Raw genomic sequence first — 13,843 nt, 5'->3', positions numbered from 1 at the left:
TGGGTGACTCATGACCCTGGATCTGTCGTTTCTTCTCGCTTTTTTTGCAACCCTGGCCGGAATTTTTTACCTGGCCTGGGGTGGCAAGGCCAAGGCAATCAACGGTGCTGATTTCGTCTTAAGCGGACGTAAGGCATCGAGCCTCAATGTGTTTGGTGCAATTACCGGCACCCTCGTTGGTGGCTCCTCTACCATCGGTACCGCCCAGCTGGCTTTTATGTATGGCCTGTCAGCCTGGTGGTTTACCCTTGGCGCCGGATTGGCCTGTTTATTCCTTGGATTATTCATTGCCGTCCCTCTACGTCAGAGTCAGGCCCAGACCATCCCTGAATTTATTGCCCTGTACCATGGTGAACGGGTACGCACTGCTGCCAGTCTTTTTACCGCCGCCGGGATGTTTATCCAGATTGTTGCCCAACTACTGGCCTGTGGTGCTGTGCTGGCGGTTCTTTTTGACCTGTCGATGGTGGCCAGTGCCATCATCTCCGGGCTGCTGGTGGCTTTTTTTACCCTTGGTGGCGGGATGAAATCTGCCGGCTTTACTGGTTTAATCAAGATGTTCCTGATCTACCTGACTATGGCAGTGGCGGGCCTGGTTGCCCTGAAACTGGCCGGTGGCTGGCGGGATTTGACTGCCGGTTTTTCCGCCTGGCCGTGGTTCAGCCTGTTTGGTTATGGGGTAAAAGAGGGGGTCTCTGATCTGGTGTCGATGCTGGTAGGTGTTATATCGACCCAGACCTATCTGCAGGCAATTTTTTCAGCCAACAACAGCAGCGCGGCGCGGCGCGGTGCCCTGCTCAGTGCTGCGCTGATTCCCCCTTTAGGGCTGTTCGGTATCCTGGTCGGTTTGTTTATGCGCCAGACCATGCCGGAAATCCAGAGCGCCCTGGCGCTGCCGACCTTTATCCTGCAGCACTTGCCGCCGGGCTTTGCCGGCATTGCTTTTGCTACCCTGTTGATTGCAGCAGTGGGAACAGCGGCAGGCCTTGCCCTGGGTGTGGCGACAACCCTGAAAGTCGATCTGTTACGTTACTGGCTGCACAACAAGCCATCAGAATTGTTGATATTTCGGTTAATCACCCTGGCAGTTTTATTCGCAGCTTTTCTCCTTTTGCTGAGCAACATGGGCTCTGCGATTATGGACTGGAGCTTTTTATCCATGGGACTGCGCGGCGCCACCCTCTGTTTCCCTTTGCTTTTTGCCGTGTTCTTACCGAAAACCAACTGGCGTCAGGCCGGTTTAATCTCGATTATGTTTGCGCCCACGGCTGTTGTGCTGTTGGGCTTTTTCCCAATAATCGGCTTGCCTCCTTTGTTTTCTGGTCTGGGTTTGTCATTGTCGGTTTTTGTGTTGACGCTGCTCTTGCCTGGGCCAAAGAGATAACACCTGCCAACATGCAGGCAGCGATGAACTCCTTTTCCTGGAAACACAACAGTCCGGTCATAATAATGTTATAATATTGAGTAATGGTTTTCATTCTGCTATCTGACGATTCTAATAACGATTTCGGCTCTGAGCTTTCGACACCTGATGCGTCTTGTTAATCTGTTTCTGTTTTTTTTCATCATCACTACGTCAATAGCTTATGCTGCGCGTCTTGAACTGGATGTGCGCAGCAGCGAGCCAACTCTGCAGCAGATCGTCAAAGATGCCCTGAATGCGCCGATTCTGTCCGTAGGCGATGAGCGTCTTAACCGTCAACGTCTGGGATCTTATCAGCGCCAGCTGCCGCGATTGGTTAAAGATATAATCGAACCCTACGGTTATTTCTACAGTACGGTCACAACACGCCTGCAGCAACCTGCAGCAGACCACTTTCGTATCATTCTCGACGTGGACGGCGGGGAGCCGTTGCACATCACCAAATTCAATCTGGAAATATCGGGTTCAGGATCAGAACATCCAGGTCTGAAAAAGCTATTGAATCAGTTCCCTTTACAGGTGAATGATATTTTACGGCAGGATCTTTATGAGCAGGGGAAAACCCGCCTGCGTCAGGAAGCTGCTGCCCTTGGCTATCTGGATGCCTCCTTTGACGTCCACAAGATTGAAATTCATCTGCAAGAACGGCGGGCCGAGATCGACCTGCGGTTTGCAACTGGTGAGCGGTATCATTTCGGCGCGACCCATTTTGTCGATCGGGCGGGTTATCCTGAGCGATTCCTTAAGCGTTTTCTCAGCTATAACCAGGGCGATATTTTCTCTTACCGTCTGCTGGGTAAAACCCAGGTAAATCTGATTGATGCTGATCTGTTTCGCTCCGTGTCGGTTCTGGCCAGTTCGCAAGATCACGAAAATTTTCAGGTGCCGGTGGAAATTGAGTTGCTGCCAATGCCACGCCATCGTCTGCGTCCGGGAATCGGCTACGGCACTGATACCGGAGGCAGGATCTCTCTTGATTATCGCCACTTGAACCTATGGGGAGCGGCTCATGAGCTGGTGGGTAAAATGCTTATTGCTGAATGGCGCCAGCAGCTTGAGACGACCTACATCATTCCTGATCGCCGTCGTCTTGACAGTCTGACTCTGTTGACCATCGGTACTGAACGGGAAGATGTCGATACCTATTATCGGCGTGAGGTTTTTGGTGAAGCGGAATATCGGCGGTCTTTTGGCCGACGCTACCACGGATCATTGTTTGTACGCATGACCTCAGAACAATCGCGCATTGCTGATAACGACAAACGTACTCAATTATTACTGCAGGGATTCCGCCTGGACTGGCAAAAGCTGGATCATCCTTTGACCCCGGAACGCGGCAGCAAAGTTCAGATTGAAGTGCAGGGCGCTGATGAAAACTGGTTTTCTGATACCTCCTTGCTGCAACTCACCGTTGATGCCGCGACACTGATACCCATGCCTCAGCGTTTTTCCGTTTTTATCCGTTTACGTGGAGGGACGACCTGGCACCGTCATGAATTTAACACCCTGCCGGTTTCGTTGCGGTATTTTGCCGGTGGCGATCGTAGTGTCAGAGGGTTTAAATACAATTCCCTCGGACCCGTCAATGAAGAAGGGGAAGTTGTCGGTGGCAAGCATCTTCTGGTGGGCAGTGTAGAGCTGGAGAAACGGTTTCTGCAACAATGGGGAGCCGCCATCTTTTACGATGTTGGTAATGCCTTTGATTCCTTCAACGATTATCAACTCAAGCAGGGGACCGGGGTCGGTTTGCGTTATTTCACCCAGATCGGTGCGATACGTCTTGACCTGGCCAGGCAGCTGGGGGAAAGGGACAACGGTTATCGTCTGCATTTCAGCCTGGGGTTGGCATGGTAAGAAGTTTGACCGTCACCTTTGTGGTTTTTTGTCTGGTTGCCGGCCTGATCGTCGGGGCTGCGATCTGGCTATTCTTTACCTCAGCCGGCGCGGATTTCACGTTGCGTCGTTTAGCGCAGCAGCTTGATGCCCGGATTGAAATATCTCAGCTGAGCGGCTCTTTGGCGCGCGGGTTCAGCATCAAGGACCTGGTGATCGAACACGCAGATGTTAGCCTGCAAGCTCGCCACATCGAACTGGGCACGGATGTTTCATCCCTTTATCCTCTCCATTTATCCTTCCCTGTCCTTGCTCTGGCAGATATTCGGCTGAGCTTGCCTCAGACTGAACCAACCGGGCAACAACCCGATCTTGCGCTGCAGATTCCGAAGCTGCCGGGAATCTTCGATCTGTTCAACGTCGATATCGCGCAACTTGATTTGAAAAATATGTCAATCATCCAGGGTGATGATACCAGGGTGATAGAAGAAGTGAATGCGGCTATAGGTTTTCACCAGAGACGATTATCAGTCAGCAACCTGAGCTTACGTGTAGATGATCTGTTTGTTACTGCAACCCTGACTCTGGATATGAATGATTCGGTCCTGGATCTGGCGGCAACCGTCGAAAATACCAGGACCAATCAATCCTGGGAGAACATCATGGTTGCATGTTCACTGGCCGCTGTCGCTGCTGACACCAGCGCCGGGACAATCGATCTGCAGTTGCAGCTGGTCGAACTTGAACCCTTTTTCCTGCAGACGGAAGTCAGGCTAGGTGATAATAGCCTGGCTTTTTCAAACCTTTTATTCCGCCAGGCCGGGCGGTCGGGTTCCGTTAAAGCGTCAGGACAGTTGCGGTTTGATGAGGATGGGCCGGCGCTGACCGTCAACGTTTTCCCTCAGGATCTGGATTTAAGTCAGGAAGCAAATCTGCCGCTGGTGGTGAACGGAGAAATCGGTTTGATGTATGCCCGGATGCAGTATCAGGGCCGGATTGAGTTGACGACTCGGGGTGATGAATTGGTAGCGTCTGCGCTGACGACTAGCGTTTCCGGTGATCACCAGCACCTGCAACTGCAGCAGATCAATGCCTCCTGGCTGGCAGCACAGATCACCGGCAATCTTGACCTCGATTGGTCAAAAACCCTGGAACTGGCAGCGGAACTGCGGGTTGAACATCTCTCCCTGGAACCTTTTATCCCTGACAGCAGCAGTCTGCTCAATGCCAATCTGTCGACCAGTTACCGACATGATGTGCAATCACCACAGGCTAATATTCATATCGAACTGTACGATTCAACCCTTTACGAATACCCCCTGTCCGGTATTGTTGCGGCAGACTACGAGAATCATAATCTGATTCTACATCAGTTGATTCTGCTTAGTAACAGTGCCCAACTGCAGGCGCAGGGCGATTTGCAGAACAACATCAATCTTACCCTGACACTCCAGCAAGTTGCCGATTTTTATCCACCGGTAGCAGGAGTTCTGTCGGTGCAAGGATGGTTTAACCACGGGAACAAAGGCAGTGCAGCAGATCTCCAGATTGTCGGCACAGATCTCGTCTATGATCAGTGGCAGTTGGATGCACTGAGTTCTCACTTACTCCTAGATGTCGATCAAACCCTTTTTGCGACGGCTCAATTGCGACAACTGGGTTCCGAGGCCCAATTACTGCTGATTGATGGGATAGATCTGCAGGTGGACGGAACACTGATCAGCCATCAGATCGACATCAGCGCCCGGGCGCAAGACACCAGGATGAAAACCACCCTGCAGGCAAGCTGGTCAGAATCCTTGTGGACGGCGTTGCTGCAGCAACTGAACATTGATGCATCAGGGCGCCAATGGCGCCTTAATCAGCCTGCATCCCTTAGCGTTGGACCACAGATTATCAGGGTTTCCGAGGTATTACTCGATGCGGGGTTGCAACAGTCCATCCGTCTGCAGGGGGTGTTTTTGCCCGCGGAAGAGTCCCTCGAGGTGGATCTTGGTTGGTCGAATCTGCCCCTGAGCCTTTTTAGTCTTTGGCTCGATCCCACTTTAGTGCAAGGGGTCTCAGGTGGATCCTTGTCTGTGCTTCATCAACCAGAAAACACTCAACTTCACCTTGCTGCACAATTAAATGCCGATCTTCATTATCGGCAGTTGCATCTGCAGGATACCAGCACCAGATTGACCCTGGATTGGGGGATGGATGGCCTGGCCGGCGATGTCCGTATCGATATCGGCTCACCGGCCCATCTGACGCTTAACTTTGATTCTCCTGATCCGGCAGGACTGGTGCTGCCGGATATAACCAACATGGTATTGGCGTGCCGGCAGGTGCCCTTGCAGTTGATCCAGCCCTGGTTGCCGGCGGATATCATTGCCCAGGGAGTTTTTACCTGCGATATGGAGGGTTGGTGGTCCGCAGACAAGGCGTTTGCCCTGAATGGCAAAGCGGACATCAGCGCTGGTTCTCTGTATTGGTATGATGATGAACAAGAAATGGAAGTTGCTGTTGAAAAAGCCGGACTAGAATTGTCCTGGCAGGAGAATATCCTTCAAGCTCAGGGGACTCTGATCCATGATTTCGGCCATATCAACAGCCACCTTGAAGTTGGAGTTCCAGCTCAAGTGCCTATCAATCTGTTGGATGACGCGCCGATTGCCGCAGATATCGGTTTATTGCTGCAGGAAAGCGGCTTGCTGACGGTGTTTTTCCCTCAGTATGTATACGACAGCAAAGGGGAAATCGAGCTGACGGCAGCCATCAGTGGTACCGTCGGTAAGCCGTTGTTTGCCGGATCTCTCGGCTTGCAAGGGTGGGAACTATATGTGCCTGCTGCCGGAATTCGTATTGCCGACATTCATGCTGCAGCGCAACTTGATAGACAACAGCTTAACATATCGACCCTGCGAATGACTTCTGCAGCCGGGACGGTCAGCGGCCAGGGACGGTTGGCTTTGCAAGGATGGTCCCCCGACAGTTACTATTTTACCTTGTCGGGCAGCGACTTCCAGTTGATCAATTTAAGTGGTCTGGCAGTTCAGGTCAGCCCGGATCTGGTAATTGATGGTAACTTTGATACAATTCGTGTGCGTGGCAGTTTACAATTCCCGCAGGTGATGATCGAGGATCAAACCCGTTCCCAGGCGGTTCAGAACAGCCCGGACCTGGTTATTGTTGATCGTCAGACACCCGAACGACGAATAGCAACCCTTCGTCACGATATAGATGTAAGCCTTATTTTGGGGGAGCAGGTATTGCTGAATTTTGCGGGGTTACAGGCGCGGATTGCCGGATCCTTGCGTCTGTACAGTGATGCGCAGCAGGATTTTGCAGCGCAGGGACAATTATTTGTAGAACGTGGGCGCTTTTCGACCTACGGTGTTTCCCTGGATATAGAGCGTGGTGATCTGTATTTTGCCGGCGTCCCTTTGCGGTACCCTGCCCTCGACATCCTGGCGATACGTCGCGCCGGTGAGATCCGGGCTGGAGTGCGAGTAACCGGGACACCCCAGGAACCACAGATCAGTCTCTATTCAGAGCCGGCTATGCCCGATGCGGATGTGTTGTCTTATGTCGTGCTCGGTCGTCCCCTGGATAACCGTGGCGGCGATACTGATCTGTTGATGGTCGCCACAGGAGCACTATTATCGCAAGGGGAATCCATTATTCTGCAGGAACGCCTGAAGGGGCGATTGGGTCTGGATGTGCTTGAATTTAATGCCGGGAATGGTGATACCAATGACGCCGTTGTTACGACCGGCAAATATATTACCCCCGATCTTTATGTGAGCCTCGGTTATTCACTGTTTAATAATAGTAACGAAATCAGAATACGTTATCGGCTTTCGTCCCGACTGGAACTGGAATCGAACTTTGGTCAGGAATCAGGCGTTGATCTTTTTTACCGCCTGGAAATGGATTAACTGCTTAAAAAGTGAAAGGCCCGCTACAGAGAGCGGGCCTTCAACGATTACTGTGTTTTAACTTCAGAATCATCCCTGTCACGGGAAATACCGGTGTCTGATAACACCGGTGGGGTGGAAAACCTTCTCAACTGCTGTGAGTCGTCTTCGATAGGCATTCCTCCTTTCTGATTTGTTTTTATTATAGCGAACTTCAAAAAAAAATCAAAGAGGGGGGCCAGTGAAAAATATGGGTTTTTCTTTACCGATTTTTTTTTTTACTGTACCTTCAACCGGCAAAAGAATGGGTTGTTGAACAGCCGTGGTTCAATGGCAGATTCGAAATGAAAGGTTTTTTAGTGTGAACAGTTTACCCTTTTTCGTTTTATGGGTTGTCATGGCGTGTGGGGCTTATGCTGTAGCCAAAAGCCGGGGGCGCAACTGTCGTCTCTGGTTTGCGATCGGGTTGATGATCGGACCTTTTGCCATCCTGATTGTGGCATTGCTGCCATTGGGTCCGAACGCCAAAAAAGGATACCAGTAATTAAGCCATGAAAAATCGCATGATAAAATTGCTGATATTTTTTGTCGGTGGATGTTTGGGTGGAGCGTTCTTCGGTTATCTCGGCCAGTGTGCAGGCAGTACCTGAGGTGCCTTTGTCAGTCCCTGGTCAGGGTCATTGTTTGGAGCACTGATTGGTTTGTTTCTGGGCATGCTGCCGTCAGAGCAGGGGAGGTGACAATGCCACGGTCTCTTTTGGTATTGATCTGATATGTAAACCTGTTCTTCTTTTGTTCTGGAGATAAACTGCCTTGATCCTTCCTGTTGTTGCTCTGATATGTGGTCTGGTATTGCTGGTATGGAGTGCTGATCGATTTGTTGATGGTGCCGCTGCGACAGCGCGCCATGCCGGTATGCCGCTGCTGCTGATCGGGATGGTAGTCATTGGCTTCGGCACATCAGCACCTGAATTGCTGATCTCGGCCATTGCCTCAACCCAGGGGAATCCCGGCCTGGCGCTGGGGAATGCTTATGGTTCGAATATTTCCAATATTGCCCTGATTCTTGGCGTTACAGCGTTGATCAGCCCGATTCCGGTTCCCGCCAAAATTCTGCGTTCTGAACTGCCGGTGCTGGCGGCAATTACTCTGTTGACAGTTGTGCTGTTATGGAACCTGTCCATCAGTCGATTTAATGCCATTATATTACTGGTGGCTTTTGCTGCGGTCATTGTCTGGTGGATCATCATCGCTTTGCGTCATAAGAATACCGAGAAATTGCTGGCAGCATCAGAGTCTGACGATGATGTTTTTTTGCCGTTAAAACCGGCAGTTTTCTGGTTGATTGTCGGGTTAATCCTGTTGGTCGCAAGTTCCCGTATGCTGGTTTGGGGAGCGGTAGAAATTGCCACTTCTCTGGGAGTCAGTGATCTGATGATCGGTTTGACCATTGTGGCGGTAGGCACCTCTTTGCCGGAACTGGCTGCTGCTGTTGCAGCCGCGCGCAAAAAAGCTCACGACCTGGTGTTGGGCAATATTATCGGCTCCAATATTTTCAACACCCTTGCGGTCGTCGGCATTGCCGGTCTTATTCACCCCCTTGATATCGGCGGTGAGGTTCTCTACCGCGACTGCCTGATTATGGGTATTCTGACCTGCTGCCTTTTTGGTACTGCCTGGCGCGGACGCTATTGTTTGTCTCGTTTGTTTGGCAGTATGCTGTTGTTGAGCTATGTCGCCTATCTGGGGTTGCTGGGATTGCAGATTCTTGGCTATCTGTGAAAAATCAGTGACTCACCCCTTGACACATCGTTAAATTTGAATGATTTTAGTGGATTATAAATTTACTTTTTCTATCACTTAAAATTTTAGTCGCAAGAAATTAACAATAAAGGAGTCATCATGCCTGTTTCTGCAGATTTTAAATCGCGTTTGTATCCCATTGCGGCGCAACTTGTTCAACATTATGGTACGCCTTTTCATATTTATGATGAAGTCGGTATCCGCCAGACCGGTGAGCAGCTTAAACAGGCATTTTCTCATCTGGATGGTTTTCGCGAATATTATGCCGTCAAAGCTTTGCCCAACCCGCGCATCCTGCAAATAATGGCCGAAATGGGCTTTGGTTTCGATTGCAGCTCCATTGCTGAATTGCTGCAAAGCCGTCAGGTTGGCGCGCGCGGTGAAGACATCATGTTTACCTCGAATAACACCAATCAATTAGAGTTCGAAACTGCTCTAGCCGATGGTGGTAGTATTTTAAATCTGGATGATATCTCCCTGATCGACAAAGTCAAAGACTTTCCCGAGCTGATTTGTTTCCGGTACAACCCGGGCCCGAGAAGATCGGGCAACGTTATCATAGGTAACCCGGTTGAAGCTAAATATGGGGTCAGCTACGAGCAGATTGTCGATGCCTATCGCCAGGCCAAACAGCGTGGGGCCAGTAGGTTCGGCCTGCATACTATGGTTGCCTCCAACGAACTGGATTACACCTACATGGTGGAAACTGCGCGCATGGTGCTGGATGTGGTTGAAATGGTCAGCAATGAACTCAATATCAGGTTTGAATTTGTCAATATCGGCGGTGGTTTCGGTATCCCTTATCGACCTAAACAGAAGCCTCTTGACCTTACATCCTTGGCCCATGAGATTGGCGATATTTTTGCTGAATTCAAGGACAAACATGGCTATGTCCCGAAAATGTACATGGAAAGCGGCCGCTTTATGACCGGTCCCCATGGTTGTCTGTTGACCAGCGCTATTAATCATAAAAATATCTATCGCGACTATATTGGCGTTGATGCCTGTATGTCTTCCCTCATGCGACCGGGCATGTATGACGCCTATCATCATATCGAGGTCATCGGTAAAGAAAACGAACCGGCCGATCAGGTCTACGATATCGTTGGCTCTTTGTGCGAAAACAACGATAAATTTGCTATACAGCGTGCATTTCCACGGATTGAAGAAGGGGATATCCTGGCAATTCATGATACCGGTGCCCATGGTCACTCAATGGGTTTTCAGTACAACGCCCGCTTGCGCCCACAGGAGCTGTTGCTCAAAACTGATGGAACCGTTGAACTGATCCGTCGGGCCGAAACGATTGAGGATTACTTTGCTACCCTGAAGTTTGCCGCTGACCATTTTTCGCCGAACCGGGCATAGATTTGTCGTTGGTACAGCATCGCACCCAGCTGGAACATCAGATCTTGCCGCCATTGACAGTAGAAACCCTGGTCAATGGCGGTTCCGGTCTGGCACGTTTTGACGGGCGCGTTGTTTTTATTCCCCACACCAGTGTCGGTGATCTGGTACGCGCCAAGGTCGTGCGCTCCAAAAAGAATTACCTGGAAACGCAACTGCTTGAGGTGCTGCGACCCGGCCCTGGCCGCCACATTCCTGTTTGCCCGGTCGCCGGCGAGTGCGGTGGTTGTCAGTGGCAACACCTCACTTATGACGAACAACTGCATTGGAAACATCAGCTGTTTGTTGAAACCTTGAGTCACCAGTGCCAGGTTGCCGCATCCGCCATCAAACCAATCATCCCTTCTGCAGATCAGTGGCATTACCGTAGTCGAGTTCAGGTAAAATGTTTTAACCGTGGCAATCGTTTTATCACCGGTTTTTATCGTTCACACAGTCGTTATGTCGTTTCTGTCGATCAATGCCCGATCATGGATCAGCGCCTTAACCAATTATTGGCTGACCTCAGGGTTCTGATCAACGCTTCCGTTTATGCTGATAAAATTCCCCAGATCGATCTGGCGGTTGATGATGCCGGCAAATGTGCAGTAGTTGTGCACTATTTTGGCGAGCAACGATCCGGTCTGATCGATCGCTTACGCCATTCCGGCCTGAATGCCGATGTGCTGGTTCAGTTTGGTTCCAAAAAAAACCTCCAAACGATTTGTGGTGACGGCACGCTTGAGATTCATGTCGATAATCCTCCAATCTATCTAAACTACAGCGCCGGCTCTTTTTCCCAGATCAATCTGCAGCAGAACAGGGTGCTTGTCGATACCCTGATCGACACTTTCTCCTGGAGCAGTAATCAACGGCTATTGGAGCTTTTTTGCGGCATGGGGAATCTGTCTTTTCCTCTTGCCCGCCGGGTAAAACATCTGGTTGGTATTGAAGAGTCGGCTACGTCGATCCGCATGGCACAACATAACAGTCACAAAAATACCATCACCAACCTGACCTTCACCGCCTCCGCCGCCGAAAATATCATCGACTCTGTGATCGATCATGACCATTTTGATGTTGTTGTGCTCGATCCTCCGCGAACGGGTGCCTATTCTGTGATAAAGTGTCTGGTCTCGGCTGGGATTCCTTATCTCCTTTATGTATCCTGTGATCCGCAAACCCTGGCTCGCGACCTGAAACCTCTGGTACATTGCGGTTATCGGATCGTCTCCACTCAGCCTGTTGATATGTTTCCGCAGACACATCACTGCGAGAGCATCACATTGTTGCAGAAAATCAACTGATGTTCATTTGTCTGTTTTCTGTGCAGACCTGATTGTGATGATTATTATTTGTGCAGCAGCCAGATGCGTAGGCTCAATTTTCTTTTTTATAAACCATCGAAATATTTATAATGGCTCGATATTATTAGATAATATATTTTTCATCATTTTTATATCGTTATGGCAAGGTCTTTGCTTTTTAGGTGGGTGTTGACGGTTGGGATCAACGCCCGGTCAAAATATATATCTGGTGACAGGAGGCAAGTGTTATGCGCAAGGTCGAAGCGATTATTAAACCGTTCAAGCTGGATGAAGTCAAAGAGGCGTTGAACGAAATCGGCATTCAGGGGATTACCGTCAGTGAGGTTAAAGGTTTCGGTCGGCAGAAAGGCCACACCGAACTCTATCGTGGCGCCGAGTATGTTGTCGATTTTATTCCCAAGATCAAAATGGAAATCATCGTGGCAGACGATCTCGTCGCCAAGGTTGTTGAAACCATCGCCGAAACTGCCAAAACCGGACGTATCGGTGACGGCAAGATTTTTGTAACAACGATAGATGAAGTTGTCAGGATCAGAACCGGTGAGCGGGGAGAAGACGCTCTTTAATTAACGATCCAGCAATACATAATTGTCCCTCCCAGGATAATTTTCAGGTGGTGATACTAATTTACTTAAGAGCTCATTTAAGGATGAGAAAGCATCCCAACAGGCCAATAACATTCAAAGGAGAAGGAAACAATGACACCAAGTGAAGTCGTTAAATTTGCCAAAGAAAATGATGTCAAATTCGTAGATTTTAAATTCCTCGATTTCGTTGGGATCTGGCAACATTTTGCTGCACCCTTGAGTGAATTCAGTGAAGATATTTTTGAAGAAGGCTTGGGATTCGATGGCTCCTCTATCCGTGGTTGGCAGCCTATCCATAATTCCGACATGTTACTTATTCCTGATCCTTCTACCGCTAAAATTGACCCTTTTATTGAAATGACCACCTTAAGTCTGATCTGTAACATTTTTGATCCGATCACCCGTGAAGGTTATACCCGTGACCCGCGTTTTATTGCTCAAAAGGCTGAAGCGTACCTCAAATCAACCGGTATTGCCGATACTGCTTACTTCGGCCCGGAACCAGAGTGTTTTATCTTTGATGATGTCCGTTATGCTTCCAGTTCCAACGAGTCCTTCTATGCTGTCGATTCGGTTGAAGGGATCTGGAATACCGGTCGTGAAGAGTTTCCCAACCTGGGCTACAAACCCAAGAACAAAGGGGGATATTTCCCGGTTGCACCGACTGATAGCATGGTTGATCTGCGCAATGAAATGATGATGGTGCTGCAGGAAGTCGGAATGGTCGTTGAGTGTGGACACCACGAGGTTGCTACCGGTGGTCAGTGCGAAATTGATATGCGTTTTGACTCACTTCTTGCTATGGGTGATAATCTCCAGTGGTTTAAATATGTCCTTAAAAACGTTGCCTTCCGAAATGGTAAAACCGTTACCTTTATGCCAAAGCCGATCTATGGTGACAATGGTTCCGGAATGCACTGCCATCAATCCCTCTGGAAAGACGGTAAGAATATGTTTGCCGGTGATGGCTATGGTGGCCTTTCAAAAATGGCCATGTACTATATCGGCGGTATCATGAAGCATGCCAAGGCTCTTTGTGCTTTCACCAACCCCACAACCAACTCCTACAAGCGGCTGGTTCCTGGTTATGAGGCACCGGTTAACCTGGCTTATTCCAACCGCAACCGTTCTGCCTCGTTGCGAATTCCGGTAACCAGTAATGATAAAGCCAAACGGGTTGAATATCGTACTCCGGATCCTTCAGCTAATGGTTATCTGGCATTCGCCGCCATGCTGATGGCTGGTCTCGACGGGATTGAAAACAAGATCGATCCAGGTCAACCGCTGGATAAAGATATTTACGGCTTGTCGCCGGAAGAGTTGAAGGACATTCCTAATGTTGCTACTTCTCTTGAGGATGCCCTGAATAATCTGGAAGCAGATCATGCCTTCCTGCTCAAGGGAGATGTTTTTACTGAGGATGTTATTGAGATGTGGGTCAACTACAAGCGTAGCGCTGAAGTCGATCCGGTTCGTATGCGTCCGGTACCTGAAGAATTTGCTCTTTACTTCGACTGCTGATTTTTAGTAAGAATTCTATATAACATAAAAAGGCCTCCGGTAGCACACCGGAGGCCTTTTTAT

Annotated in this window: 9 protein-coding genes; all 9 read left to right on the top strand. The window is 49.6% G+C overall.

All coding sequences use genetic code 11. The annotated features are described in order from the left end of the window. Positions 1 to 10 precede the first annotated feature (10 nt). The 9 genes from AC1931_RS02870 (at position 11) to glnA (ending at position 13,780) form a co-directional block, all read left to right on the top strand. Entirely contained in the window at positions 11 to 1,384 is a 1,374-nt protein-coding gene (locus AC1931_RS02870) for a sodium:solute symporter family protein (RefSeq protein WP_483875718.1), read from the top strand. A 147-nt stretch (positions 1,385 to 1,531) separates the two neighbouring features. Then, positions 1,532 to 3,277, top strand: a complete 1,746-nt coding sequence (locus AC1931_RS02865; protein WP_483875717.1) for an autotransporter assembly complex protein TamA — start codon at positions 1,532 to 1,534, stop codon at positions 3,275 to 3,277. Then, on the top strand, positions 3,271 to 7,176 hold the full coding sequence (locus AC1931_RS02860) for a translocation/assembly module TamB domain-containing protein (protein WP_483875716.1): 3,906 nt from the start codon (positions 3,271 to 3,273) through the stop codon (positions 7,174 to 7,176). Before AC1931_RS02865 ends, AC1931_RS02860 begins: the two co-directional genes overlap by 7 nt. A gap of 340 nt (positions 7,177 to 7,516) precedes the next feature. Further along, the gene (locus tag AC1931_RS02855; RefSeq protein WP_483875715.1) at positions 7,517 to 7,699 is read left to right on the top strand and encodes a hypothetical protein; all 183 of its coding nucleotides are present in this window, start codon (positions 7,517 to 7,519) and stop codon (positions 7,697 to 7,699) included. Positions 7,700 to 7,968: 269 nt separating this feature from the next. Further along, positions 7,969 to 8,937 carry a calcium/sodium antiporter gene (locus AC1931_RS02850; protein WP_483875714.1) on the top strand — a complete coding sequence of 323 codons (969 nt, stop codon included), beginning with the start codon at positions 7,969 to 7,971 and terminating at the stop codon, positions 8,935 to 8,937. A gap of 120 nt (positions 8,938 to 9,057) precedes the next feature. Beyond that, positions 9,058 to 10,326: a diaminopimelate decarboxylase gene (gene lysA / locus AC1931_RS02845; protein WP_483875713.1), complete on the top strand. Its 1,269-nt coding sequence runs from the start codon at positions 9,058 to 9,060 to the stop codon at positions 10,324 to 10,326. A gap of 8 nt (positions 10,327 to 10,334) precedes the next feature. Beyond that, the gene (locus AC1931_RS02840) at positions 10,335 to 11,651 is read left to right on the top strand and encodes a class I SAM-dependent RNA methyltransferase (RefSeq protein WP_483875712.1); all 1,317 of its coding nucleotides are present in this window, start codon (positions 10,335 to 10,337) and stop codon (positions 11,649 to 11,651) included. Between the two features lie 248 nt (positions 11,652 to 11,899). Next, positions 11,900 to 12,238, top strand: a complete 339-nt coding sequence (locus tag AC1931_RS02835; protein WP_483875711.1) for a P-II family nitrogen regulator — start codon at positions 11,900 to 11,902, stop codon at positions 12,236 to 12,238. A gap of 132 nt (positions 12,239 to 12,370) precedes the next feature. Continuing rightward, the gene (gene glnA, locus AC1931_RS02830) at positions 12,371 to 13,780 is read left to right on the top strand and encodes a type I glutamate--ammonia ligase (RefSeq protein WP_483875710.1); all 1,410 of its coding nucleotides are present in this window, start codon (positions 12,371 to 12,373) and stop codon (positions 13,778 to 13,780) included. Positions 13,781 to 13,843: the final 63 nt, after the last annotated feature.

The sequence above is a fragment of the Pelovirga sp. C15f genome (genome assembly GCF_057178085.1).
Note: the sequence above shows the minus strand (reverse complement) of the source record. Positions and strands in the feature narration are given on the sequence as shown.